This is a genomic window from Lysobacter gummosus, assembly GCF_001442805.1.
GTDB classification, from domain to species: Bacteria; Pseudomonadota; Gammaproteobacteria; order Xanthomonadales; family Xanthomonadaceae; genus Lysobacter; species Lysobacter gummosus.
On record NZ_CP011131.1, the window covers coordinates 1,351,953 to 1,378,555 of the forward strand.

At 64.0% G+C, this 26,603-nt stretch carries 19 protein-coding genes and 2 pseudogenes; 11 read left to right on the plus strand and 10 right to left on the minus strand.

The window, feature by feature from the left end; translation table 11 throughout:
• Nucleotides 1-9: 9 nt before the first annotated feature.
• The 3 genes from LG3211_RS05480 to LG3211_RS05490 all read right to left on the minus strand — a co-directional run bounded on the left by LG3211_RS05480 (nt 10) and on the right by LG3211_RS05490 (nt 2,410).
• Entirely contained in the window at nt 10-483 is a 474-nt protein-coding gene (locus LG3211_RS05480) for a DUF4426 domain-containing protein (RefSeq protein WP_057941934.1), read from the minus strand.
• Entirely contained in the window at nt 480-1,316 is an 837-nt protein-coding gene (gene proC, locus LG3211_RS05485; protein ID WP_057941935.1) for a pyrroline-5-carboxylate reductase, read from the minus strand. Before proC ends, LG3211_RS05480 begins: the two co-directional genes overlap by 4 nt.
• A gap of 419 nt (nt 1,317-1,735) precedes the next feature.
• Nucleotides 1,736-2,410 (minus strand): YggS family pyridoxal phosphate-dependent enzyme, encoded by a 675-nt coding sequence (locus LG3211_RS05490; protein WP_057945300.1) that lies wholly within the window; start codon nt 2,408-2,410, stop codon nt 1,736-1,738.
• Nucleotides 2,411-2,622: 212 nt separating this feature from the next.
• Here LG3211_RS05490 and LG3211_RS05495 point away from each other — a divergent pair, with 212 nt between their 5' ends.
• The 3 genes from LG3211_RS05495 to LG3211_RS05505 all read left to right on the plus strand — a co-directional run bounded on the left by LG3211_RS05495 (nt 2,623) and on the right by LG3211_RS05505 (nt 10,078).
• Nucleotides 2,623-3,660 (plus strand): type IV pilus twitching motility protein PilT, encoded by a 1,038-nt coding sequence (locus tag LG3211_RS05495; RefSeq protein WP_057941936.1) that lies wholly within the window; start codon nt 2,623-2,625, stop codon nt 3,658-3,660.
• A 120-nt stretch (nt 3,661-3,780) separates the two neighbouring features.
• Nucleotides 3,781-4,947, plus strand: a complete 1,167-nt coding sequence (locus LG3211_RS05500; protein ID WP_057941937.1) for a PilT/PilU family type 4a pilus ATPase — start codon at nt 3,781-3,783, stop codon at nt 4,945-4,947.
• Between the two features lie 271 nt (nt 4,948-5,218).
• The gene (locus LG3211_RS05505; RefSeq protein WP_083512334.1) at nt 5,219-10,078 is read left to right on the plus strand and encodes an RHS repeat-associated core domain-containing protein; all 4,860 of its coding nucleotides are present in this window, start codon (nt 5,219-5,221) and stop codon (nt 10,076-10,078) included.
• Between the two features lie 372 nt (nt 10,079-10,450).
• Here LG3211_RS05505 and LG3211_RS05510 read toward each other — a convergent pair whose 3' ends face one another.
• Complete coding sequence (locus tag LG3211_RS05510; RefSeq protein ID WP_057941939.1) at nt 10,451-11,380, minus strand: hypothetical protein; 930 nt, start codon at nt 11,378-11,380, stop codon at nt 10,451-10,453.
• A gap of 462 nt (nt 11,381-11,842) precedes the next feature.
• On the opposite strand from LG3211_RS05510, the gene LG3211_RS05515 reads away from it, so the two are divergent.
• From LG3211_RS05515 to LG3211_RS05525, 3 genes are all read left to right on the plus strand, one after another.
• A complete protein-coding gene (locus tag LG3211_RS05515; RefSeq protein ID WP_057941940.1) occupies nt 11,843-13,000 on the plus strand; it encodes an ATP-grasp domain-containing protein in 1,158 nt (385 codons plus the stop codon).
• A complete protein-coding gene (locus LG3211_RS05520) occupies nt 12,997-14,109 on the plus strand; it encodes a GNAT family N-acetyltransferase (protein WP_057941941.1) in 1,113 nt (370 codons plus the stop codon). The genes LG3211_RS05515 and LG3211_RS05520 overlap by 4 nt, the downstream gene beginning before the upstream one ends.
• A 73-nt stretch (nt 14,110-14,182) precedes the next feature.
• Nucleotides 14,183-15,196: an aromatic ring-hydroxylating oxygenase subunit alpha gene (locus LG3211_RS05525; protein ID WP_083512335.1), complete on the plus strand. Its 1,014-nt coding sequence runs from the start codon at nt 14,183-14,185 to the stop codon at nt 15,194-15,196.
• Between the two features lie 66 nt (nt 15,197-15,262).
• Here LG3211_RS05525 and LG3211_RS05530 read toward each other — a convergent pair whose 3' ends face one another.
• On the minus strand, nt 15,263-17,068 hold the full coding sequence (locus LG3211_RS05530; protein WP_057941942.1) for a DUF4153 domain-containing protein: 1,806 nt from the start codon (nt 17,066-17,068) through the stop codon (nt 15,263-15,265).
• Between the two features lie 319 nt (nt 17,069-17,387).
• Nucleotides 17,388-17,936: pseudogene (locus LG3211_RS05535) on the minus strand (DNA-3-methyladenine glycosylase I); the annotation flags it as partial.
• Nucleotides 17,937-18,203: 267 nt separating this feature from the next.
• On the opposite strand from LG3211_RS05535, the gene LG3211_RS05540 reads away from it, so the two are divergent.
• From LG3211_RS05540 to LG3211_RS05555, 4 genes and pseudogenes are all read left to right on the plus strand, one after another.
• Nucleotides 18,204-18,770, plus strand: coding sequence for a YqgE/AlgH family protein (locus tag LG3211_RS05540; protein ID WP_057941943.1), 567 nt, complete (start codon nt 18,204-18,206; stop codon nt 18,768-18,770).
• The gene (gene ruvX, locus LG3211_RS05545) at nt 18,767-19,255 is read left to right on the plus strand and encodes a Holliday junction resolvase RuvX (RefSeq protein WP_057941944.1); all 489 of its coding nucleotides are present in this window, start codon (nt 18,767-18,769) and stop codon (nt 19,253-19,255) included. The genes LG3211_RS05540 and ruvX overlap by 4 nt, the downstream gene beginning before the upstream one ends.
• A gap of 13 nt (nt 19,256-19,268) precedes the next feature.
• Complete coding sequence (locus LG3211_RS05550) at nt 19,269-20,204, plus strand: aspartate carbamoyltransferase catalytic subunit (RefSeq protein ID WP_057941945.1); 936 nt, start codon at nt 19,269-19,271, stop codon at nt 20,202-20,204.
• Between the two features lie 78 nt (nt 20,205-20,282).
• A pseudogene (locus LG3211_RS05555) lies at nt 20,283-20,492 on the plus strand (alkylphosphonate utilization protein); the annotation flags it as partial.
• Between the two features lie 345 nt (nt 20,493-20,837).
• On the opposite strand, the gene mgtE reads toward LG3211_RS05555, so the two are convergent.
• The gene (gene mgtE / locus LG3211_RS05560) at nt 20,838-22,199 is read right to left on the minus strand and encodes a magnesium transporter (RefSeq protein WP_057941946.1); all 1,362 of its coding nucleotides are present in this window, start codon (nt 22,197-22,199) and stop codon (nt 20,838-20,840) included.
• Between the two features lie 342 nt (nt 22,200-22,541).
• Here mgtE and LG3211_RS05565 point away from each other — a divergent pair, with 342 nt between their 5' ends.
• A complete protein-coding gene (locus LG3211_RS05565; RefSeq protein WP_057941947.1) occupies nt 22,542-23,765 on the plus strand; it encodes a hypothetical protein in 1,224 nt (407 codons plus the stop codon).
• Between the two features lie 100 nt (nt 23,766-23,865).
• Here LG3211_RS05565 and ptsP read toward each other — a convergent pair whose 3' ends face one another.
• The 3 genes from ptsP to LG3211_RS05580 all read right to left on the minus strand — a co-directional run bounded on the left by ptsP (nt 23,866) and on the right by LG3211_RS05580 (nt 26,390).
• A complete protein-coding gene (gene ptsP / locus LG3211_RS05570) occupies nt 23,866-25,575 on the minus strand; it encodes a phosphoenolpyruvate--protein phosphotransferase (protein ID WP_057941948.1) in 1,710 nt (569 codons plus the stop codon).
• Between the two features lie 13 nt (nt 25,576-25,588).
• Entirely contained in the window at nt 25,589-25,858 is a 270-nt protein-coding gene (locus tag LG3211_RS05575) for an HPr family phosphocarrier protein (RefSeq protein WP_057941949.1), read from the minus strand.
• Between the two features lie 139 nt (nt 25,859-25,997).
• Entirely contained in the window at nt 25,998-26,390 is a 393-nt protein-coding gene (locus LG3211_RS05580) for a PTS sugar transporter subunit IIA (protein WP_057941950.1), read from the minus strand.
• Between the last annotated feature and the right edge of the window lie 213 nt (nt 26,391-26,603).

The window sequence follows — 26,603 nt, forward strand, 5'->3', positions numbered from 1 at the left end:
GAGGGCGGCTTAGAAGAAATCGCGGTTGAACTGCGCCGGATAGATGCCGTGGCTGTTCGACGCCTTCACCTGGAAACGCAGGGTATCCGGCGGCGACACCGTGACCGTGCCGACGTAATCGATCGAGTCGCCCTCGCGCACTTCGCGCATCGCGATCTCCTGCTTGCGGCCGAGCAGGTCGGTGACGACCACCTGCACCTTGTCCAGGGGCACCGACGTGGCGGTGGCGTCTTCGCCGAAACGCATGGCGACGACGATCAGCACGGTGCGCGCGTTACGTTCGGCGCCGTAGCGTTGCACGATCTGCGCCGGCAGTTTGTCGGTCTGGATCGCGCTGATGTTCATGACCGCATCGCCGATGCGCACCGCCTCGTTGCTGGCGGTGTGGCCGACTTGCGGCGGCGGCGCCGAGGCTTCGCGCCCGCAGCCGCTCAGCAGTGCGGCCGCGCACAGCATCGATGCCAGCAGGCGGCGCGCCGTCATTCGTTCGCCGCCGACAATTGCCGGCCACGTTCGGTGGCCGCCGCGATCGCGCGATCGACCAGGGCGCGGAAGCCGCCGGCTTCGAAGGTTTCGATCGCGGCCTGGGTGGTGCCGCCGGGCGAGGTGACGCGCGCGCGCAGCACCTCGGCCGGCTCTTCGCTGCGGGTGAGCATGGTCGCCGCGCCGAACAGCGTCTGCTGGACCAGTGTGCGCGCCGCCTCCGCGCTCAGGCCCTGCGCCACGCCGGCCTGCTGCATGGCTTCGGCCAGCAGGAACACATAGGCCGGGCCGCTGCCGGACACCGCCGTGACCGCGTCCATCTGCGCCTCATCGTCGATGCGCACGGTCGGGCCGACCGCGGCGAGCAGGCCGGCGGCCTGTTCGAATCGCGACTTCGCGGCGGCGTTGGCGTACAGACCGGTGATGCCGGCGCCGAGCAGCGCCGGCGTATTGGGCATCGCCCGCACCACCGCGACTTCGCCGCCGAGCCAGCGGTCGAGCTGTCCGGCGGTGATGCCGGCGGCGATGGAAATCGCCAGCGGCCGCTGCGCGCGCGCCTGCGCGGCCAGGGCGGCGCAGACCTCGCGCATCACCTGCGGCTTGACCGCCAGCAGCCACACCGCCGCGCCCTCGGCCGCCGCTTGCGCGTTGTCGAAACAGGCCACGCCGAAATCGCGCTGCAGCTCCGCGCGCAAGGCCTCGACCGGCTCGGCCACGCGGATGCCGGCAGGCGCGAAACCGCGCGCGACGAGGCCGCCGATCAGGCTGCGCGCCATGTTGCCGCCGCCGATGAAGGCGACCGGGCCGGAAGGAAGTGCGGTGGATTCGGACATGTGCGACCTGGCGGGTTGAAACTCACGCAGGATAACAATCGCTGCGCTAACGTGCGCTCGCTTCGGTGCGTGGCTGCAACGCGCCTGGTGAGTACCAGAGCCTTTGCTGTTCCCCCCTTTGAAAAAGGGGGGGGCAGGGGGGATTCGCTCTTCGCTCTGAGAAGCAAATCCCCCGGCGCAGCCACCACGCAGCGCAACCACCCAACGCAGGCGCCAGCCCCCTTTTTCAAAGGAGGCGAATTCCAGGCGGCGAATTTCAGACCCCGGCCGCTGCTGTTCCCCCCTTTGAAAAAGGGGGGAAGGGGGGGCGCTCTTAAGCTCTGCGAAGCAAATCCCCCGGCGCAGCCGCCATGCGCAGCACCCAGCCAACGCAGGCGCCAGCCCCCTTTTTCAAAGGGGGCGAATTCCAGAGGCGAACTTCAGACCCCGGCCGCTCTGACCCGAGCCCCGAACAACGCCGTCCCGATCCGCACCATCGTCGCCCCTTCAGCAATAGCGACCCGATAGTCGTCGCTCATCCCCATCGACAAGGTATCCACCGCCGCCCCGTACTGCGCCGCCAGCGCATCGAACAGCGCCTTGGCATCGCGGAACGCAGGACGCCGCAGTTCCGGGTCGGCGTGCGGCGTCGGGATCACCATCACCCCACGCAGCCGCAACGAAGCCTCGGCCGCGATCGCCGCCGCCAGCGCCGGCACCTCGGCCGGGGAGCAGCCGTGCTTGCTGGCCTCATCGTCGATATTGACCTGGATCAGGACGTTCAACGGCGCCAGCGCCGGCCGCGCCGCGCGATGCCGCGCCAGCGCCGTCGCCAGCTTGGGCCGGTCCACGGTCTGCACCCAGTCGAACAGCGCCGCCGCGTCGGCGGCCTTGTTGGACTGCAGATGACCGATCAGATGCCACTCCAGCGCCCGCCCGGCCGCCGCCGTGGACGCCATCGCCGCATGCTTGGCGACCGCCTCCTGGACGTAGTTCTCGCCGAACGCCGTTTGACCCTGTAAAGCCAGATTCGCGACCGCGGTCTCATCTTGGGTCTTACTGACCGCAAGCAATCGAGGAACCGGCCTGCCGGCGTCATGCGCCGCGCGCTGCAACTGATGCAAGATGTCGTGCAAGACGTGCTCGTGCACGTGGGGGAATCCTGTGATGAGGGGGCTGGATCGGGCGTGCCGTCCGGGGGCTATACTGCCTCTTGGGGGTGGTTTGGTTCCAGCTTAGAGTTGCATCTGACCACAAAGCGGCTGGGCCCTAGTGGCTGGCTTTTCACGGACCCGGATTACGGGTCCCTGCAGTGCGGGGAGCACGCATGGACATCGCCGAACTTTTGGCGTTCTCGGTTAAGAACAAAGCATCCGACTTGCATCTTTCGGCGGGCCTGCCGCCGATGATCCGCGTCGATGGCGACGTGCGCCGGATCAACATCCCGGCCCTGGACCACAAACAGGTCCACGCGCTGGTCTACGACATCATGTCGGACAAGCAGCGGCGCGACTTCGAAGAATTCCTCGAGGTCGACTTCTCATTCGAGATCCCCGGCCTGGCGCGTTTCCGCGTCAACGCCTTCAACCAGAACCGCGGCGCCGGCGCCGTGTTCCGTACCATTCCGTCCGAAGTGCTGTCGCTGGAAGACCTGGGCTGCCCGCCGATCTTCCGCCAGCTAATCGAACAGCCGCAGGGCTTGATCTTGGTGACCGGCCCGACCGGCTCGGGCAAATCGACCACGCTCGCGGCGATGATCGATCACATCAACAAGAACGAGTACGCGCACATTCTCTCGGTCGAAGACCCGATCGAATTCGTGCACACCTCGCAGAAGTGCCTGATCAACCAGCGCGAAGTGCATCGCGACACGCACGGCTTCAACGAGGCCCTGCGCTCGGCCCTGCGCGAAGACCCCGACTACATCCTGGTCGGCGAGTTGCGCGACCTGGAAACCATCCGCCTGGCGCTGACCGCGGCGGAAACCGGCCACCTGGTGTTCGGCACCCTGCACACCTCCTCGGCGGCCAAGACGGTGGACCGAATCATCGACGTGTTCCCCTCCGGTGAAAAGCCGATGGTGCGCTCGATGCTGTCGGAATCGTTGCGCGCGGTGATCTCGCAGGCGCTGCTGAAGAAAGTCGGCGGCGGCCGTACCGCGGCCTGGGAAATCATGGTGGGCATCCCGGCCATCCGTAACCTGATCCGCGAAGACAAGGTCGCGCAGATGTATTCGTCGATCCAGACCGGTCAGGCCCACGGCATGATGACCCTGGACCAGCATCTGCAGGACTTGGTCAAGCGCGGCATGATCCTGCGTCCGCAGGCGCGCGAATACGCCAAGGACAAGCGACTGTTCGAATGACCGACCGCCGGCGGCGCGACTGTCCGCGCCTCCGGTCCGTTCCCGCCGCAGCAGCACGTTGTGCGCACCACATCCCCCGGCTACTACATCGCCGCTTTAAACCTCCCGAGGAGGTAGCCCATGAACAACCCGGCCCCGACCAATCCGACCACCGCCTCCGGTGCGATCGACTTCACTTCCTTCCTCAAGCTGATGGCGCACCAGCGCGCCTCGGACTTGTTCATCACCGCGGGCATGCCCCCGTCGATGAAGGTCCACGGCAAGATCAGCCCGATCACGCAGAATCCGCTGACGCCGCAACAAAGTCGCGATCTCGTGCTCAACGTGATGAACCCGCAGCAGCGCGAAGAGTTCGAAAAGACCCACGAGTGCAACTTCGCCATCGGCGTGACCGGCATCGGCCGCTTCCGCGTGAGCTGCTTCTACCAGCGTAATCAGGTCGGCATGGTGCTGCGCCGGATCGAGACCAAGATCCCGACCGTCGAAGAACTGAACCTGCCGCCGATCATCAAGACGCTGGCGATGACCAAGCGCGGCATCATCCTGTTCGTCGGCGCGACCGGTACCGGTAAATCGACTTCGCTGGCGGCGATGATCGGCTACCGCAACCTGAATTCGACCGGCCACATCATCACCATCGAAGACCCGATCGAATTCGTCCATCGCCACGAGGGCTGCATCATCACCCAGCGCGAAGTCGGCATCGACACCGACAGCTGGGAAGCCGCGCTCAAGAACACCCTGCGCCAGGCGCCGGACGTGATCATGATCGGCGAAATCCGCACCCGCGAAGGCATGGACCACGCCATCGCCTTCGCCGAAACCGGCCACCTGGTGCTGTGCACCCTGCATGCCAACAACGCCAATCAGGCGATGGACCGCATGATCAACTTCTTCCCCGAAGAGCGCCGCAACCAGCTGCTGATGGACTTGTCGCTGAACCTCAAGGGCGTGGTCGCCCAGCAGCTGATTCCGACCCCCGACGGCAAGGGCCGCCGCGTGGCGATGGAAATTCTGCTCGGCACCCCGCTGGCGCAGGACTACATCCGCGACGGCGAGATCCACAAGCTCAAGGAACTGATGAAGGATTCCGTGCAGCTCGGCATGAAGACCTTCGACCAGGCCCTGTTCGAGCTGTATCAGGCCGGCGAGATCAGCTACGAAGACGCGCTGCGGTATGCCGACTCGCAGAACGAGGTGCGGTTGCGCATCAAGTTGGCGCAGGGCGGCGATGCGCGGACCTTGTCGCAGGGGTTGGATGGGGTTGAGGTGGCTGAGGTCAGGTAAGTCTTCAGCCCGTTCAGACAGAAAAAGCCCGGCATGTCCGGGCTTTTTTGTTGGTGTGGTGTGCGGTGAAGCCTGAATGTGACCAGCCACTCATGAGTACATAAAGCGCAAAGCGGGTGTCTTGAAAGGTGATATTCGTAACGGCGATCATTGAACTTGATTCAAATTGCTCTTGGGTCGGCTGAGCACATCCGAATGCAGAAGCATCGATGGTGCAGGACCAAGGACGTTCTTGCCGCGGTTGCGGCATTCTTTCATCGGATGACCTGCCATGGTTCCCAGTGCCTTGTTTCGCTTCGTATTCCTGCTCTTTGCGCTGACCTTGGCACAAGCATCGCAGGCCGCGGACAAATATTGCGCAACAAGGAGGATGCCCCAGCAGGAAGGTCAATGTTTCGACACATTGGCGCAGGCCGAGAGTTATATCCGAACGGAACCAGCCACCCCAATCGGCAACGCAATGCTGGAGCGGGTGGTGGAGCGTCGATTGGACGGCGGCACCTTTCTCTACGAGTACGCAGTCAAGCCACGGGCGGCCGACTCCTTTGTGGGAGATTTCTATCAGGCCACCTACAGCGGGACCAAAATGCAGTGCACCAACATGAGCCCAGGCGGCGTGCTTGGGCCCGATAACCAGATGTGGTGCGATGACGAAACGAGTTTGAAGCAAAGCATTATCGACTCGTGGTACTACTCAGGGACGCCCTATCCCGGGCTGTACTCCGGAATCTACAATCTTAGTACGCCGGTTACCTGGAATGCTGGCGGTAGCGGCTACGTCGCGGTCGATCGTAATGCCGACCCGGAGCGCCGGGTCTATGGCGTCAATGTCAACGGCCATATCGATTATTGGCCAGTCAATCGCGTGGACTGGTTTCGTTGTCCAGCGCTTTTCACAAGCATGCACCCGAATCCCGGAGTGCAATGGCCGAAGGTTTGCAACAACGGGTCGTATGGGCAGATCGCCGTTAAGTCGGTTCAGTACGATTCGTGTTGCAAAGACGGCAATCCGGCGGTTGCTGCGACAGGGAATAAGGAATACCGCGATTCGGATTTCTTATGGGAAGGTGGGGATTTCGGTCGCGCCTATAACTCGATTCGCGATTTCTCTCTGCAATCCGGGTTGGGCGACAACTGGGCGCACTCTTTCTCGACTCGATTGTTGATCTATGACGGTTGGCCGAATACCTGGATACGATCCGACGGCTATTACGAAACCATGAATGGGGTGGCCGAGGGCGGCTATCGCTCACTCCATCGAGAAGGGGTCATCATAATTCGGGAGCCCGATGCCAGGGCTGCGACACTAGGGCGGTGGCGACTTTCTACGGCGTCAGGCGAACTGCTATGGTTCGATGAGTCGGGACGGCTCGTAAGTTTCGATCGTGGCGGCAACATTTTTCGGCTGGATTACTGCACAGAATCCGATGTGCAAAGCGGAGCGTGTTTGGCGGTCGGTAATTTGGCGCGTGTACGCAGTCCTTTGGGGCGTGCGTTGACGTTCCAGTATGTGGCTGCGACAACTCCGGTTGCTGGCGACCTCGGCGTCAGAATCGCCCGCATCCTTGCGGATGGGGCGGTACAGGTCGAGTACGTATACGACACGCTCGGTCGGCTCACTCACGCCAGTAAAGGTGGGGCGGCGGCAGGCGAAGGTCCGGAATATCTGTACGCAGAAGCATCCCATCTTTGCAGGAACGCAACCGGTGTTGTCATTGCCGGTTGCAATGCGTCTCTCTATCCCTATTTGCTGACAGGCGTCATCGACGAGAATGGCAGCCGTTACGCTACCTACGACTACGACGAGCTTGAGCGGGTAACGATCAGCGATCATGCGGGTGGCGCTGGTAAGGTCACCTTGGCTTATGTCGTCTCCGGCCCGACCACGGTCACGTTGCCCACGGGCGCCACTAAGGTGTACAGCTTTTCGTCGGGGTTCCGTAACCCGGAGCAGATTGCTTACTCGACAACCGACGGTTCGACGATTGCGGCCAGCACCGCGCGTTATTCGGAAGGGCGGCGGGACTGGAACAGAACGGCCGCAGGTGCCCGGACGAATTATACCTACAACTCGTTTCAGCAGATCAGTCGCAAAGAGGGGCTGGATCAATGGGGCGGCGAAACTGCGCTGACCAGAACGATCCAGACCGATTGGCTGTTGGGTTACTCGATTCCTACCGAGCGCCGGGTGTTGAACAACACCAATGCGCTAGTTGCCAAGTCGCAGTGGACCTACAACGATCGAGGTCAGGTGCTGACATCGACTCAAATCGACCCCGCAACGGGCGAGTCGCGTGTCGTCACCACGACTTACTGCGAAGCAGCCGATGTAACCGCCGGCATTTGTCCACTGGTGGGGCTGGTAAAATCCGTTGACGGCCCGCGTACCGACGTCGCCGACATCACAACATACACATACCGCGCCGCCGACGACCCGGCATGTTCCTCCGCGCCCGCAACCTGCGCTTACCGCAAGGGCGACTTGTGGAAGGTCACGAACGCCGCCGGGCACGTGGCCGAGAACCTGCGCTACGACTTCGCTGGCCGTCTGCTGTCGAGCAAGAATCCGAACGGCGTAGTTACCGATTTCGAATACACTCCGCGCGGTTGGTTGCAAGCCAGCAAGGTGCGCGGCGCGAATGCGGCATCGGAAGCGGACGACGCAATCACCCGTTACGAGTACGACTTGATCGGGCAGGTGAAGAAAGTCACGCAGCCCGATGGCGTGTTCGTGCGCTACGACTACGACACTGCTCATCGTCTGACCGACATCTACGACAGTGCCGGAAATCGTATCCATTACACGCTCGATAACGCCGGCAATCGGACCAAGGAAGATACGAGCGATACCAGCGGCAACCTCAAGCGCACGCTGTCGCGCATCTACAACCAACTGGGTCAGCTGAAGACGGCCAAGACCGCGTACGACCACCCGACCGACTTTACCTACGATGCCAGCGGCAACGGCGATGTCACTACCGACGCGTTGGGCCGGAAAGCGGATAACGATTACGATCCTTTGAATCGGTTGGCCAAGACGCTTCAGGACGTCGGTGGCATCAATGCAAAGTCCGAGTTTAAATACGACGCCCTGGATCGGCTGACCAAAGTAACCGATCCGAAGGGACTCGATACGACCTATGGTTACAACGGATTTGGGGATCAGGTTCAGCTGAAGAGCCCGGACACCGGGACCAGCACCTTTACCTACGACAGTGCCGGTAATCGTAAGACCGAGACTGATGCGCGCGGCATTACACGTGTCTATGGCTACGACCTGCTCAACCGAGTGGTCAGCGTCAGCTATCCGACGACGAGCCTCAATGTCGGTTACACCTACGACAGTGTCCCCGCCGTGTGTTTGCCCGGCGAAACGTTCACCGTCGGTCGTCTGACCTTGATGACCGATTCCAGCGGAACTACGCAGTACTGCTACGATCGCTTGGGCCGAACGGCTCGCAAGGTTCAGACCACCAACGGCAAGATTTTTGCGGTGGGTTATACGTACACGTTGGCTGGACAGCTGAGTAGCGTCACCTATCCGGACGGCGCAATAGTTAGCTATCAGCGCGATGCGCAGGGGCGCATAAGTCAGATCGATACCAAGCGTGGCGTCGCGGGCGCATCGACGGAAACGTTGTTGAGCCAAGTGACATACCATCCCTTCGGTCCGACGGCTGGCTGGGCCTACGGCAATGGCCGAACCATGGCGCGTCCGGTCGATCTGGATTACCGCACGATCGCGGTACACGATCCGGCTGCCGGCGGCCTGTCATTCGGCTTCGGCTTCGATGCGGTAGACAATATCGACAAGCTCACGCAAGTAGGAACAACTAACGCATTGCTGATCTACGGCTACGATGCGCTCAACCGGTTGAGCAGTCTGCGTGACGGCCCCACCAATACGGCAATTGAGTCTTATGCCTATGATGCGACCGGCAACCGCTTGAGCGTGACTACCGCCAGCGGCACCAAAACGTATACGTATCCGGTCGGCAGTCATCGTCTGGCTCAAGCAGGTTCCGATGGTTCGCGCAATTACGACGCGAGCGGCAACTCCATACAGATAGGAAGTAATACCTTCGTTTATAACGAGGCTGGACGTAGCAGCGAGTTGAAACAAGGCTCAACCCTCGTTCAGACCTATTTGTACAACGGCCGGGGTGAGCAACTCCGGAAATACACGGCAGCCACTGAGCGTTACATGCTTTACGACGAGTCCGGTCGGTGGCTGGGTGAGTACGATGGTAACGCTAATGTGATTCAGCAGTTGATTTGGATGGACGAACTGCCGATTGGTCTATTGGTGGGTAATGGCGCTCAACAGACATTGCATTACATTGAGCCGGACCACCTCGGAACGCCGCGGGTGATAGTTGATCCAGTTCGGAATGTAACGGTTTGGAATTGGGATCTGAAGGGTGAGGCGTTTGGTAATAGTCCGCCAAACCCGGATTCCGATCAGGATGGTGTTTTGCTCCAGTTCGATCTTCGTTTCCCGGGTCAAATTTATGATGGCCTGAGCGGACTAAATTACAATGTGCGTCGCGACTACGACGCGCGAGTAGGGCGCTATGCTCAATCTGATCCGATTGGCTTACAGGCGGGAGTTAGTACATATTCTTATGTTGAATCCTCGCCAATGACTGGTGTTGATCCTACCGGCATGTTTTCGATGTATGCCTTCCAGCTGTATACCGGAGAATGGCGATTCCGGTTCCGCTTTCACCAGTCTTGCCTGCTGGGGAATTCGCCTATTGATCACGCGGATAATGCGTTTCAGCGACTGCCGTGGTTAGGTAAGATCAGAAAGCGCCAAGTTGCGAGGGAGCGTCCTACCGGAGATGTGGATGCCGTCAACAAGTGTGCTTGCCGCGCGTTCGATAGTAACTTGAGTGCTCTTTTTGATGCTAATGGATGGGGGGCAGGTAGTCCCTACGCTGGAGAAGCGTATTCTGAATCTCAAGCCGCTGAAATGCTTTCTGTGATGCGTCAGAAGATATCTAGTTTGAATAGAGAGATGGGAAAGGATTGTGATAAATGCGAAATGCCATGGGAATCTTTGATTGGAAAAGCTAAGGCCAGAGGGGTTCCATATATAGGGAATGGTATTTCGAGAGACGAGCCTTGAAGGTCGCCATAAAAATTTTTGCATTGCTATTTTTTTACTTTGTCTTGCTCTCGTTATTGGTTGGAGTCTCCATTCCATTGGTGACTGATTATCATTTTTCCAGCTGTCAAGCGAGCGTGCTAATGGTTTGTAGTATCAGTGCTGTTTTTTTAGAGTGGTGGTGGATTGCGCTCTTACCTCTGAGTCTAATTTTGGCCATGGCTACCTATTTTATATCGAAGCGATTCGGTCGGTAGTGGAAATTGATGATTTGGCACATTTGCCGTGATTAATTTTAGGAGGATGTGGTTGTTTCCTTTGGCCTATAACAAGAAAGAGCCGACGCTTCGCGTCGGCTCTTTCTTATGGCGTAAAAATAATCTGGCCTAATGATCAGAACTTGCCCCCAGCTCGCACCCCAAAATAGCTAGTAGTATCCCCAGTCCTCGTATCCACACTGCTGCGCCCGGTAAACCCAGCGCTGATGCCGTTCTCGTTGTAATTTAGCCCAACCTCCCCGGTCACACTATTCACTCCCTCCCGATCAAACCCCACAGTGCCGCGCGTATAGCCGCTGAGATTCTCAGAGAAGTTGCGGGTCAGCCCTAGGCTGACGTTGCCGTTCTGAAAGCCCTGCGCGGTGTTGAAGTTCGCCGTGCCGGCGAAGTCGAAGGCGTTGAGGTTGCCGAGGTCCAGGCTGCCCTTGACCGTCGCGCTGTAGTTGGGGGCGGCGGCGGTGCCGAAGGGGCCGGCGGTGGCGCTGAGGTCGAGGGTGTCGAAGCCGTTGTTGAAGCCGATGCTTCCGCTAATGGTCACGCCCGGCGGGGAGGTCAGGCCCATGCGTGCGTTCAAGGTGGCGTTGACGTCACCGGTGTAGCTCACGCCGAGGTTGACGCCGACATTGGCGATGTCGGTGTTGTCGATGTCGGCGGCGTTGAAGCCGTCGATGCTGAAGGTCGGCGAGAAGGCGTTGAATTCTTCGACGGCGGGCGTTGTGACCGCTGTCGTCGGCGCGGACAGTGCGATGTCGGCGTAGGTGGCGGTTGGAACGCCGCCGAGTGTCGCCGGCAGCGAGAAATCCAGGGCCGGCGTGTTAACGGTCATGGTGTTGAGTTGCGCGAGTGCGCTGACCGAGACGCTGAGGTCTACGGGCGCGGCCGTGACCGCGTCGATAGCGGGCGTAGCGGGGGCGTTGACGGCGGTGGCGCCGGCCAACCGCGCTTCGGTGGTTTCGGCGGCGGCCTGGCTCTGCTGCGCGGAGGCGGCGGAATTTTGCGAGGAGTTCTGCGAAGAGCCCGATACGCCGGAACTTGCGTCTGCCATGAGAGTGCTCCTTGATCCTTGGATACTGCCTTGGTTAGCGGTCCCCGGATGAAAGCGTTTTCAGCAGCCGCACCGTAACAACCCGATCCCGATGAATACACCTGGGGCGGACCCTAGTCTCTCGATGGCTGCGTAGGTGACTGATTAAGCGGGATTTTCACGGTCTTGCTCGTTTCATCGCTGTCTGTACGCGCTTGGACCGATAGTCGCCCAACGTCGAAATCGGAGGCGGCCATGCTAGTGTCCGGCGTGAACGATGCAGCGGCGAACGCAGTCAGCGCCCGAGTCGTCGCACAAGGACAAAGCGTCGGATGGCGGCGGACGACTGCCGATCGGCCAGCCGCGGCGCCGCGCCGGCCTTTTCTTTTGTTTCCCCAATCCGGCCTAATGCACGCGCCCGGACAACGAAACGCAAGCAAAGGGACAGCTGACGGTCGGCGGTGCGCCAGACCGGAACGACACATGGCCAAGGTACTCATACTGGGCCCCAGAGCCCCCGCCGCCTTGGAGTTGGCGCGACACTTCGATCGCGCGGCATGGACCGCTCACGTCGCCGACAGCGTGTCTTGCCGCTTGAGTGCGTGGTCGCGTTCGGTGAGGCGCGCGCATCGCTTGCCGCCGCCGCGTTCGCAACCGGCCGGGTTCGTCGCTGCGCTGTCGCGGATCGTCGCGGACGAGCGCATCGACCTGCTGGTGCCCACCTGCGAGGAGGTCTTCGCGCTTTCGCGTTACCGCAGCGCGCTGCCGCAGTCCTTGCGCGTGCTCGTGGACGATTTCGATAAGCTCAAGGCGCTGCACAGCAAACGGCGTTTCCTCGAACTGGCGCGGGATTGCGGCGCCAACGTTCCGGACAGTCTGGCTGTTGCGAATCTGCACGAAGCACGCAACTGGGCCGATGGGTGGCCGTTGGTGCTGAAACCGGAATATTCCCGCTTCGGCGTGCACGTGCGTCTGTATCCGCACGGCATGCCGAAGGACGCGCCGCCGCTGGGGCTCGCGCAGACCTGGATCGCACAGCGTTTCCATGTCGGCACCGAGCTGTGTTCGTACAGCATCGCCGATCGCGGCCGGCTGCTCGCGCACTGCGTGTATCGGCCGGCGTACCGGATCAGCCGCAGTTCCAGTTTCTATTTCGAACCGACGCCGAACACGACGATACGCCGCTTCGTCGAGCGCTTCGTGCGTCAGATCGATTTCACCGGGCAGATTTCCTTCGACTGGATCATCGGCGACGACGGCTCGGCGACGGTGCTGGAATGCAATCCGCGTGCGATCAGCGGCGTGCATCTGTTCGCGCCCGGCGATGGCTTGCCGGCGGCGTTGATGGGCGAGAGCACGGCGTGCATCGAGCCGAGCGCGCCGCGGCCGAAGATGTTGGCGGGCGTGATGCTCAGCGCCGGGTTCGCGCAGGCGCTCAGGCGCGGCAGCGTGAAACAGTGGTGGCACGACTATCGGCGCGCGGACGACGTCTTGTCGTTGCCCGGCGATCGCCTGCCGCCGCTCGGCGGGCTGGTGGATGTCGGCGCGTTTGCGCGGATCGCGCTCACGCGCGGCTGCAGTCTGCGCGAGGCGGCGACGTGGGACATCGAATGGGATGGCGAGGATCTTCCGGATCTATGAGCCCGGTGTCCGCGCACGATATCGACGACTTCAACGCGCGGGCGCGGGCGTTCCTGCAAGTGCACGCGCAAGCGGCGGCGCAGGACTTGGTCTCGAATCTGCGCACCCGGGTGGATCGTATCGGCAGCGGCGAGGCGCTGTTTCCGGTCACGATCAACGACGATGAACCGGACAACGCCTGGGTCTGCTCGCCGCGAACCACCTACGGCCGCTACGCGATCGAAGAGGCCGAACGCTATGCGCCAAAGATCGCGGCGCCGCTGCTGAGCGTCGTCGGTCGCGGCGTCGATGCCGGCCTGCGCGCGGCGCGAATCGATCACGCCGTCGCGATCAACAACTGGTGCTTATCGACCAATCTGTATCCGTCGCATTCGCAGGTGTCGGTTCCGCAATTGCTCGATGAGGCCCTGCAGCGCTGGCCAAGCCACGCGATCTGGCTGCGTTCGCTCAACGATGTCGATCACTGCGATTGGCTGGCCGAGTGCGAGCGCCTGGGCTTCGTGCTGATCCCGAGCCGTCAGGTGTATCTGTTCCGCGATGTGGCCGCGCTCGCGCGGCAACGGCATAACCTCAAGGTCGATCTCAAGCTGGCGGCGAAGCAAGCGCGCCGGGCCGGCGACGACGATATTGGCGAAGACGATTACGCGCGCATCGCCGGGTTGTACGGGCAGCTGTACATAAGCAAGTACTCGCGCTGCAACCCGCACTACACCGCCGAGTTCATGCGTCGATGGCATTGCGCGGGATTGCTGCAGTTCGACGGATTCCGCGGCGAAGAAGGCCAGTTGATCTGCATCGCGGGGCAGTTCCGCCAGGGCCGGACGCTGACCACGCCCATCGTCGGTTACGACACGGCGCTGCCGCAGCGTCTGGGCTTGTACCGGCTGTCGACCGCGATGACGTTCGAACATGCGATCCGCGATGGCTGCGACATCAACTTCAGCGCCGGCGCGGCCGGGTTCAAGCGCTTGCGCGGCGGGCGTCCCAGCATCGAGTACAGCGCGGTCTATGCGCGCCATCTGCCGGCCAGGACCCGAGAGACGTTGGCGTGGTTGTCGGCGCTGACCCGCCGGCTCGGGGTGCCGCTCATGCGAAGATTCGAGCTATGACGTCGCCACTTGCCTTCCATCGAGCGTTGGACATCCCGATGCGGCCAGACATCGCGCAAGCCGGTGGGCGAGCATGAGCGACTGGCATCCCTCGCATTACGCGCGCTGGTTCCCTGTCTTGTGCGCGAACCGGCTGGAGCGCGCGCCGGTAGCGGTGACGGTGCTCGATCGGCCGGTGGTGCTGGTCCGCGACGAAAGTGGCCGCGCGTTCGCTCTGGAAGATCGCTGCCCGCATCGGCATGCGCCGTTATCGGCCGGCGTCGCCACCGGCGGCGGCATCGCCTGTCCGTATCACGGCTGGCGGTTCGATTCGCAGGGGCGCTTGTGCGCGATTCCCGGCATGCCGCCGGAATGCGCCTTGCCGCAGGTGCGCGTGCGCGCGGTCGCGGTGCGCGAACACGATGGTTTGATCTGGCTGCGATTGGATGGGCGCGATGACGGCGAACTGCCGGCCATGGTGCTACGCAATCCCGCCGGCTCGCGTCGATTCCTCTGGCAGACGCAGTGGCGCGCGCATGTGATCGATGCGATCGAGAACTTTCTCGATCCGATGCATACGCACTGGATTCATCCCGGGTTGGTGCGGCGCGGCGGGGCGCGCGAGGCCATGACCGCGCACTTCGAATCGACCGATACCGGTTTCAGTGTGTCCTACCGAGGCCAGCCGCAACAATCCGGCCTGCTCTACCGCCTGTTCGAATCGCCGCGAGAAAGCGAGCGGGCTCTGTTCGATGCGCCAGGCAGCGCGCAGATCGAATACCGCTACCTCAACGGCGGCATCGTCCGCATCAGTCTGCATTTCACCCCGATCAGCGCCGAACAGACGGCGGTGTTCGCGACCTTGCATGTCGAGAACCGCTGGGCGCCGGCGTGGCTGGTGCGCGCGCTGGTGTGGCCGCTGCTCAAGCGCGTGAACGATCAGGACGCGCGCATGCTGGCCTTGCAGGCCGACAACCTGCGACGTTTTCCGCCAGTGCGCGGCGCATCGACCCAGCTCGATCTGGTGCGGCCGTGGGTCGAGACGTTCTGGATCACCGGCGCCGCGCCCGAAGACGCGCCGTCGCGAGAGGTGCGTCTGCTGCTGTGATCGCATGAAGCGCCGGCGCACAACGCCGGCGTTATCGCGTCTTCGCTGGAAAATACGATCGCCTTATCAGTCGCAGTGCGTGCGCCCGCAATCGCTCTTCGGTGCCGGCTCGACTTCCAACTGCATCACCGGGCCCGTCTCCCCGAGCTGGAAATCCGCCCAGCGCCGCGGCACCACGCGCAGTTGATTGGCGCGCATCGCCGGCGCGACTGCGCTGGCTTCGGTGTTGAGATAGCTGCTGCTGTTGCGGCCGATCTTGCTCCACACGCCTTCCTCGCGCGCGTAGACGAAGCAGACCGGGCCCCATTGCTTGGCGTTGCACAGCAGGTAGTCGGCCTGGCCGTCGCTGTCCAGGTCCGGCGTCATCAGCACGCATTCGGAATCGGCGTTGAGGCAGTCGGGCGTCGGCAGCTTGTCGCTGACCAGCGTTTGCAGCCACAGCGGATCGGGCGCGGCGACGCCGGCGGCGGGCTTGATATGGCGCAGCGCTTCGGCGGCGGTGCGCGCCTGCTGATCGCGTTTGTCGTCCTGGCGATATTCCCAGCTGTTCTTCATCGTCAGCAGGCGCTGGATCTGCGCGCGCTCCTTGGCGTCGAACAGCTTGCTGTCGCCGGCCAGCGCCTGCAGCGCCAGATAGCCGCGGCGGCCGCTGTCGAAGCGCAGATGGCTCAGGTCGAAGCGCTCGCGCTCGCTGCGGCCGTCGCGCAGGCGCGCGAGTTGATCGTTGACGCTCAACCGGTGCGGATCGAGCAGCCACGAGTTGGCCGCGACCGTCAGCGCCAGGATCACCAGCGACACGCCGACGTTGACGCGCTTGAGATCGTGCAGCCACCCGGCGCGCGGGCGCAGCGCCGCCACCGCGTAGCCCACGGCGTAAGCGCTGAGCACGACCGAGGCGAGCACGGCCCAGAAACGTTCCGCGGTCCAGCCGTACTGGCCGATGCGCAGGCTCAGCGCGTACAGGCCCAGGCCGGCGTAGATCGGCAAAATCAGCAGCGCCGCATCGACCACGTGGCGCAGCCAGCGCGGGTAGGGTGGCGCGTCGTCGCCGTCCTGGTAGACGGCGTTGACGAACAGCACCATCACCGCGATCAGGCTCATCAGGATCAAGGTCGCCGAGCGCGTGCGCCACAGTGCGTCCAGGCCGGTGAACGGCAGGCTGATCACGAACAACAGCGCGATCAGTGACACCAGCGGTAACAGACCCTTGAAGATCGCGAACAGAATCTGCCGCGCCACCTGCACTGGCCGCTGTTGGGTGCGGCCGACCAGCACGCCCAGGCCGACCATGATGCCGGTGGCCAGGTGGGCGAAGCTGCGGGTGGTGAACAGATCGGCGAAGAATTGAATGCCGATCAGCTTGAACAGCACCGCGCACAAGCCGAGCACGCCCCAGCAGATGCCGACGAACACGGCGGTGAGCAGCAAGGTCAGCGCGTTCTGCCAGCCGTGTTCGAACAAGGCGCTGTACGGTGCGCGCCAGCGGCCGTGGTCGAGCCGGCATTGCAGATAGGGCAGGGCGATGAACAAGGCGATCGCCAGCGTCGCTCCGAACGGCCACAGCACCGCGGCGGCCTTGATGTCGGGCGCGCCGGTCGCGCTCCAGCCGGCCCACAGCGCCAGCAGCAGGTAGATCGCGGCCACGCCGAGGGCGTTGGTCCAGAAACGGCGATCGTCCAGGCGCTGCACCGACAGCAGCATCAGCGTGGGCACGGACAACGCCATCACGTACCAATAGATTTCGAAGCCGGAGTCCGGGCGCGCGCCGATCCGGATCAGATACAGCGCCAAACCCTGCAGCAGAGCGATCAGGACGATGAAGGACTTGGTCGCGCGCGAGAGCGTGACGGCGGCGGTTGGCGAGGTGGACATGCGGTTCCTTTGCGATGGCCGGCGATCGCAGCGGCGCGGTGCGCGGCCGCGGGTTCGCGGGATAATCCGCGCAAGCTAGTGGGCTTGGGTGAGGGCGGTATGAAGCGGTTGTGGCGGCGCGGCGGCTGGATCGCGGATCAGCCGCCGCGCGCGATCAACCGCGTTTGCCGCGAACGGTTTTCTTCGCCACGGTTTTCTTCCTGGCCGTCGCGGTCTTGCTCGCCGCCGTCCGCGCCGGCGCCTTGGCGGCCTTGACGGGCGCGGGCTTGGCTGCGCCGCTCGCGCCGGATGCGTTCGGCGCGCTCTTCGCCAGGGCCTCGGCGCGGCGCCAGTACGGCTTGAGTTTGTCGATGCGCTGATACGCCGGGCAGCTTTCGCGATGCGCGCCGGGCAGATAGCTCAGGCTCATCAGGAATTCGTTCGTGATCTCGCCGCCGGTGAAGCGGAAGGTCTGCTTGAACAGTTTGATCCAGCCGGTCTTGTCGCGCGGCTTGCCGTCGAGCAGTTGATGCGCGTCGAGCCATTGCGCGAAGCCGCCGTGGCTGTCGCGCAGTTGCTGGACCACCTGGGCGTTGTGGATCGCCGCATCGACCTTGAGCCGGTTGCGGATGATGCCGGCATCTTCGAGCAGGCGCAGGCGATCGGCTTCGCCGTAACCGGCGACTGCATCGACATCGAAGCCGCTGTAGGCGCGGCGGAAGCCTTCGCGCTTGCGCAGGATGGTTTCCCAGCTCAGGCCGGCCTGGTTGATTTCCAGGATCAGGCGTTCGAACAGATCGGATTCGTCGCGCTGCGGAAAACCGTATTCGCGGTCGTGGTACTGGCCATGGATGGGATGGCCGGGGGCGATGTCGCAGTAACCGGACATGCGGTCCTCGTCTGGGGGGCGGTCGGGTCGATTGTGGGTGGCGTGGGAGCGGGAATCCAGGGCGTGGTGCGAATGCGGGAGGTCTTTCAACGACAATACTTTTGCGCGAGACCTTCTGTGGGAAAGCTTTTGTGGGACAAGACGCCGCGGCCCTGGCCGGGGCCGGCCCGATTCACCGTATCGGCACGGCCCGCGCCGACCCCGGACCTGCGGAGCCCTGCGCGTTTTCACGTCCCGCAGCCGCGCCCGGCACGCTAGAATGGCCTCATGCCCGTGATGCCCACGCCCCTCGCCAGTCAGGTCCTGATCGCGCTTCCCGCGCTGGCCGACACCAATTTTTCCCGCAGCGTCGCGCTGATTTGCCAGCACGACGACGACGGCGCGATGGGCATCGTGGTCAATCGCCCGTCCGAGTACACCCTGGGCGAGGTCTTCGGCCAGATGGGCGTGGACGGCGGCGATGAATCGCTGCGCGCCCAGATCGTATTGGCCGGCGGCCCGGTCCATCCCGAGCGCGGCTTCGTGCTGCACGACGGCGGCACCCGCTGGGATTCCACCCTGGTGATCGGCTCGGACCTGTACCTGACCACCTCGCGCGACATCCTGGAAGCCATGGCCAAGGGCGAGGGCCCGGACAACGCGATCGTCGCGCTGGGCTGCGCCGGCTGGGGTTCGGGACAGCTCGAACACGAGATCACCGAGAACGACTGGCTGACCGCGCCGGCCGATGCCGAGCTGCTGTTCGAACTGCCGCTGGACGTGCGCTGGCAGGCCGCGGCCGGACGCATCGGGGTGGATTTCGCCCACCTGGCCGATTACGCCGGACACGCATGAGCACCGGCGCCTCCGACGCAATCCGACGCGACGGCACCGTCCTCGGATTCGATGTCGGCGCGCGCCGGATCGGCGTCGCCGTCGGCAGCGCCTTCGGCCACGGGGCCCGCGCGCTGGCGGTGATCGACGTGCACGGCGCCGGCCCGGACTGGAACGCGATCGATCGCGTCTATAAAGAATGGCGTCCGGACGGCCTGATCGTCGGCGACCCGATGACCCTGGAAGGCGGTGACCAGCCCGCGCGCCTTCGCGCGCACGCCTTCGCCCGCCAGCTGCGCGCGCGCTACAAATTACCGGTGGTGCTGGTCGATGAGCGTTCCAGCTCGATCGAAGCCGCGCACCGTTTCGCCGCCGATCGCGCCGAAGGGCGCAAGCGCCGCCGCGACGCCGAAGCGTTGGACGCAGTGGCGGCGGCGGTGATCGTCGAGCGCTGGCTCGCCGCGCCCGACGACGCCACCGACATCGAACACATTTCGCATCCTTGAAGCACCGCACATCATGACTACCTTCGTTTCCGCCGACGGCGGTTCGCGTCACCTGTTGAGCTTGCGCGAAGCCTCGCGCGAATCGCTCGAAGCCTTGCTGATCCGCGCCCAGGCCTTCGCCGAAGGCCATTACGACAGCCGCGCGCTGGCCGGCACCGCGGTGTGCACCTTGTTTTTCGAGCCGTCCACGCGCACGCGCCTGAGCTTCCAGCTGGCCGCGCAGCAGCTCGGCGCGCATGTGCTGAACTTCGATGCCTCCACCTCATCGACCAGCAAGGGCGAGACCGCGCTGGATACTTTGAAGAACATCGAGGCGATGGGCGTGCGCGGTTTCGTGATCCGCCATCGCGAAGACGGCGCGGTGGCGGCGCTGGCGGCGCAGGCACGCGCCGGCACCTGCCTGGTCAATGCCGGCGACGGCCGCAGCGCCCATCCGACCCAGGGCCTGCTGGACATGCTGACGCTGCGCCAGGCCAAGGGCACGGATTTCTCGCGCTTGCGCGTGGCGATGATCGGCGACGTCAAGCACTCGCGCGTCGCGCGCTCGGACCTGCAGGCCTTGCGCGCGCTCGGTGCGGGCGAGATCCGCGTATGCGGCCCGGCCTCGCTGTTGCCCGACGACGGCACCCTGGACGGTTGCGTGGCGACGCAGGATTTCGACGCCGCGCTCGACGGCGTGGACGCGGTGATGATGCTGCGCCTGCAGCGCGAGCGCATGGAAGAAGGGCTGGTGGCGTCGCTGGACGACTATCACCGCGACTACGGCCTGACCGCTTCGCGGCTCAAGCGCGCGGCCGCCGACGCGGTGGTGATGCATCCCGGTCCGATGAATCGTGGCGTGGAAATCACGGATGAAGTCGCCGACGGCCCGCAATCGCTGATCCTGACCCAGGTCGCCAACGGCGTCGCCACGCGCATGGCGGTGCTGGAGATGCTGCTCAAGGGCTGATCGCGCGGGCGCGATTTTCTTACGGCCGCGCGGTTGTGCGGCCGATACGTTTTGGTTTATTCGGAATCACTCGACATGATCGTAAAAGACAGCAACGGCACCGTGCTCGCCGACGGCGACTCGGTTTTGCTCATCAAGGACCTGAAGGTGAAGGGCACGTCGGTGACGCTCAAGCGCGGCACGCTGTGCAAGAACATTCGCCTGACCGATGAGGAGGACGAGATCGAATGCAATGTCGATAAGGTCAAGGGGTTGGTGTTGCGGACGGAGTTTTTGAAGAAGGCTTGAGGGGGCGGGTAAAAGCAAATCCCCCTTAATCCCCCTTTTTCAAAGGGGGAAATCCTTCGGGACGTGCGTTAGGGCTTGGCGGGCGACTTCTTCGCTTTACCGACACGCGACCACCGCCCCTCGCTGCAGTTTCCCCCTATGAAAAAGGGGGATTAAGGGGGATTCGCTTTTAAGCTTTCCCCCAAGCGCCACATCACCGATGCTGCGCAAGCAACCAAGGCCACAACTCCTTGGTCGCATAAGCCGAATCCCAGGAGTTGTGATCGGCCTGCGGAAATTCGCTTGTACGGCAGCGCATCGACGTAGAGTTCGAACTGCACCGAAGCATGGGCGCCGCGCCGCCCTTCAGTGAATCAAAATCAGCGTCGCCAAACCAAGGAAGCTGAGGAAACCCATCACGTCGGTCAGGGTGGTCAGGACCACGCCGCCGGCCAGGGCCGGGTCGAAGCCCAGTCGCTTCAGCGTGACCGGCACCAGCACGCCGCCGGCCGCGGCGGTCAGCAGGTTGATGGTGAGCGCGGCGCCGATCACCAGCGACAGGCCGGGTTGGCGGAACCAGATCAGCACGATCAGGCCCAGGCCGACGCCGAGCACCAGGCCGTTGATCAACGCGACCGACAATTCCTTGCGCAGCAGCACGGCGACGTTGGAGGCGCCGATCTGGCCCAGGGCCAGACCGCGGATCATCAACGCCAGCACCTGAGTGCCGGCGTTGCCGCCCATGCCGGCGACGATCGGCATCAGCGCGGCCAGGGCGACCAGCTTGGCGATGCTGTCTTCGAACTGGCCGACCACGCTGGCGGCCAGGAACGCCGTGCACAGGTTGACGCTGAGCCAGATCAGCCGGCGCCGGAACGCGCGCCGTACCGGGCTGAACAAGTCTTCGTCTTCGTCCAGGCCGGCCGCGCTCAAGGCCTGGTGTTCGGCCTCTTCGCGGATGATATCGACCACGTCGTCGATGGTGATGCGGCCGAGCAGGATGTTGTTGTCGTCCACGACCGGGGCGCTGATCCAGTCGTGGTCGGAGAACTGGCGCGCGACTTCGCCGGCGGTTTCGCCGACGTCGATGGCCGGCTGTTCGTCGTCGATCAGTTTGTTGATCGCGGTGCCGGGCTCGTGCGTGAGCAACGCGGCCAGGGCGATGCGGCCCAGGTATTGATGGCGGCGGCTCACCACGTACAGATGATCGGTGTGTTCAGGCAGCTCGCCGCGCAGGCGCAGGTAGCGCAGGACCACATCGATGGTGGTGTCGGCGCGCACCGTCACCACGTCGGGATTCATCAGTCGGCCGGCGGTGTCTTCCGGATACGACAGCACTTGCTCGAGCCGTTCGCGGTTCTCGCGATCCATCGACTTGAGCACTTCGTCGATAACGGTGTCGGGCAGGTCTTCGACCAGATCGGCCAAGTCGTCGATATCGAGGTCTTCGACCGCGGCGACGATTTCGTCCGTGTCCATGTCCGCGAGCAGGCTTTCGCGCACTTCTTCGCCGACGTGGACCAGCACCTCGCCGTCGTCTTCCGGATCGACCAGGCCCCACACGATCACGCGCTTGCCCGGGGGCAAGGACTCCAGCAGGTTGCCGATCTCGGCCGGGGAGAGCGTGTTGACCAGCCGCCGCACCGGGCCCAGACGGCCGCTGTCGAGCGCGTCGGAAAGCAGGCGCAGCTGACGTGCGGTTTTGTCGTGGCGGACGGCTTCGGCCAATGCGGTACTTCCTGCAGGTGACGGACGCGGCCACGAAGCCGGCGAGGGTCGAACGATCGTGTCGGCATTATCGCCTGCACGACCAGCAAAGCCCAGTGACGACGCCGCCGGGTGGGGATGGGCGCCGTCCATGGCGAGTCGGGTGGAGCGGCCGCGCCGCGTGAGCCGTTCCGGGCCGGGATCGCGAGTGATGGATGCCGGGCAGATCCGTGCTGCCGGCAGGGCTTCGGCCAAGGAGGGTTTCCGCGCCGCTTCGCCGGCTCGGGCCCCTGTCTAGTCGCAACCGACCGATCGCGGTCGATCGACCGCACCTGATTCGAACCACTACATTAAGGACGATCCATGAAGAAGCTTCTCGCCGCCGCCCTCCTGTTGGGTGCGCCGATCCTCGCTACGGCCACCCCGTATGTGCCGCGTCCGTCTTATCTGGGCATGCACGAAGTCTACAACCCGTCGATCACCGACTACCTCTACACCACCCACTACCCGGAAGCCTACAACGCGATGTCCGCCGGCTACGGCGATCTGAAAAAGCCGTTCTATGTCGAACAGTATCCGCTGGCCCACACCATCGCGCTGCACCGCTACTGGAAAGGTTCGCCGAGCACCGAGCACGTCTACATCACTCCGGACCAGTACCCGCAGGATCTGATCAACGTCAACAGCGCCGGCTACACCTACGAGGGCATCGCCGGTTACCTCTATCCCAAGAGCCTGGTCGAGAATCAGGCGCCGCAACTGCTGGGCGCCATGAATCCGCTGTACCGCTTGGTCAAGTTCGACGGCACCAACAACGATCTGGTGCACAAGTTCACCGTGTCCGAAACCGAGAAGAACTCGCTGATGGCGCAGGGCTGGACGCTGGACCACATTGAAGGCTACGTGCCCAAGTGGACGGTGAACTCCCAGTTCATCGGCGGCTATCCGTACTTCCCCGGCGGTCACGTCATGGCGCGCCGGTGCGGGCCGGTCGCGACCTGCCCGGGCGGCGCTTCGTTCCGCAACGGCTACAACGGCTACAAGTTCGTCGGCTTCACCACCAAGCCGGCCGGCAAGACCACGCAGGTCATGAGCTTCGACCTGTTCACGCCGGACTACTTCAAGCCGGGCCAGATCGATCACATCGCCATCGGCCTGCACGGGCGCTGGAACATCAATCTAAGCGACATCGACAACACCACGGTGCCGGCCAACAACCATCACGCCCTGGGAATCATCATCGGCGCGTCCTCGTGCGGCATCAACGTGCGGGTGGAGGCGTTCTGGCCGACCGGCAACAATCTCTCGCCGTGCAACGGCCAGGGTAATCTGCTCAACAACCAGACCTACCGCTTCCAGATCTCGGTGAGCGACAGCGGCATGATCAGCTACACGGTCAAGAGCATCTCGCCGAGCGGCATGATCATCGCCCAGGTCGCCAGCGACGTGGTCGACGGCAACGGCCTGTTCACCGGCAAGAACTATGGTTTTCCGAGCAGCGAGACCGGTTACTTCATGGTCCCGGCGACGATGGACCAGGCCGATTACTCGGTCTACTTCAGCAATCTCAACGTGACCTGGCAATGATGCGGTAACGCCGGGGCGCAACGAAGAACGGGCCCGCGGGCCCGTTCTACCTGGCGTTGCGGATCGCGGCGCGGCGGATGGATGCCGGCCGTGTCCGGGATCAGGCCCGAAGCCAGGCCTCGATGCCCATGCGGTCCTTCGCCCGCAGCAGCGCCGGCGCGCGCTTGCGCAACGCTTCCAGATTCAAGCCGCGGATCGCCCGGCGCAGTTCCAGCAAGGTCGCCGGGTGCAGGCTGAATTCCTCCAGCCCCAGCGCCAGCAGCAGCGGCGCGAAGTTGGCGTCGCCGGCCATTTCGCCGCACACCGCGACCGGCTTGCCGCGCGATTTGGCCAGGCGGATCACGTCGCGGATCACCCGCAGCACCGCCGGATGCAGCGGCGTGTACAGATCGCTGAGCGCTTCGTTGTTGCGATCCACCGCCAGCAGGTACTGGACCAGATCGTTGGTGCCGATGGAGAGGAAATCGATCAGGCCGATGAAGCCGGGCAGGGCGATCGCCGCGGCCGGGACTTCGATCATCGCGCCCAGCGGCACGTGCTCGGCGATCTCGTGGCCCTGCTTGCGCAGGTCCGCGGCCACTTTCTTGAGCAGTGTGCGTACCGTGCGCACTTCCTCGGTCGAGCTGACCATCGGCACCAGCACCCGCACCGGACCGTAGCCCGACGCGCGCAGGATCGCGCGCAGCTGGGTCTCCAGCAGGCCTTCGCGCGCCAGCGACAGGCGCACGCCGCGCACGCCGAGCGCGGGGTTGGGTTCGTCGCGCAGCGCCAGACCGGTCTTGTCCGCCTTGTCCGCGCCCAGATCCAGGGTGCGGATGGTGACGGTGCGGCCGGTCATGCCGAGCACGACGTCGCGGTAGACGCGGAACTGTTCGTCTTCGTCCGGCAGTTCGTTGCGCTGCAGGAACAGGAATTCGGTGCGGTACAGGCCGACCCCGGCCGCGCCGAGCGCATGCGCCTCGGCCACGTCCTCGCGCGATTCGGCGTTGGCGTAGAGCTTGATGTCGATGCCGTCGAGCGTGCGCGTGGGCTCGCGGCGCAGGCGGTGCAGCTGCTTGCGTTCGCGCGCCAGCTCGCGGGTGCGGGCGCGGTGCGCGCGCAGGTCTTCGGCGTTGGGTTCGAGAATGACCGTGCCGGTGGCGCCATCGACCACCAGCGCGTCGCCGTCGTTGATCTTCAGCAGCGCCTGCGAGGCGCCGACGATCAGCGGCAGGTGCAGGCTGCGCGCCAGGATCGCGCTGTGCGACAGGGCGCTGCCGGCGGCGGTGACGATCGCCATCACGCCCTGCGCCTGCAACTGCGCCAGTTCGGCCGGGGCGACGTTGTCGGTGACGAGAATCTCGCCGGCCACGCCGGAGGTATCGTGATCGCGGCGGTGCAGCGCGGCGTGGATGCGGCCGATGACCTGGTCGATATCGTCCACGCGGCTGCGGAAATAGGCGTCGTCCATCGCCTCGAACACCGAGGCGATGCGGTCGCGCTGCAGGCGCAGGGCGTAGTCGGCGGCGTAGTGGCCGGTGCGGATCAGCTCGTCCAGGCCTTGCAGCAGCTCTGGATCGTCCAGCAACAACGTGTGCAGGTCGAGGAACTCGCCGACCTCGTGCGCCAGCGCGCCGTGCAGGCGGTCGCGCAAGGCGTGCATTTCGTTGCGCACGGTGTCGATGGCCGCGTGCAGACGCCCCAGCTCGCCTTCGACCTGCTCGTGGGTGATGCGCTCTTCGGCGACTTCCAGCGCATGCGGCAGCCGGACCCGGGCGCGGCCCAGCGCACTGCCTCGTGACGCGCCGTGACCTTGGAATTCCTGCCGCATCCGCGCCTCCGGCTCAGCTGTCTTCGTCGAAACGACGATCGAACAAGGCGGTCACCGCGTCGGCGGCGTTGGCCTCGTCTTCGCCGTCCACGCGCAGTTTGACCTGGGTGCCTTGGCCGGCGGCGAGCAGCATCACGCCCATGATGCTCTTGGCGTTGACCTCGCGGCCCTTGGCGGTGAGCGTGGCGTTGCTGCGAAAACCCGACAGCACCTGCACCAGCTTGGCGGTGGCGCGGGCGTGCAGGCCCAGTCGGTTGGAGACGGTCAGGTCGCGTTCGATCATGTCGGGGTCCTCAGGCAATGGTCAAACGCATCGAACTCGATACGGTTTGCGGTGATGCTGTGGCGATAGTGCCTTATTGCGGTTCGGATCATGCATTCAAGGGGCGTGCGGTGGTGGTATCGCGCAAACGTGGCCGGGCTCACGCATCGTCGAGGATGACGCCGTTGCGGGCGCCGGCCGCGGCGACCGCGGGCAATTGCTCCAGCGCCAATTCGGAATAGTTCATCACCCGCATCAGCATCGGCAGATTCAACGCCGATACGCGCCGCACCGGCGTGCCCAACTGGGCCACGCGCGCGGCGAGGTTGCTGGGCGATGCGCCGTACAGATCGGTGAGCACCAGCACGCCGTCGCCGTCGTCCACGCGGCGCAGGGCCGCGCTGGCGACCGGCAGCAGCTGATCGAGGTCCGCGTCGAACGGCACCTCCAGCGCTTCGGTGCGCAGCGGCAACGGGTTCAACAAACGGCCGGCGACAGCGACCAGCGCGCTGCCGATTCCGGAATGGGTGATGAGTAGGATACCGACGGACATGGCGACAACTTAACAGAGCACGGTGACGCGCCGAAAGCGTCCGGACGGTCGCTTGACGATTTCGGTCGCGGTGGGCGGAGCGCGGTTGGCGACGGGCCGAAGACAGGCGTGCCGCGAGCGCGTCGTCTCATGAGCGGCCGCAATCCTCGCTGCGCTGCGGCAAATGTTCGGTTTGCGCCGCGCCTGGCCGCGACCGTGCAGCGCAGCCGGTGG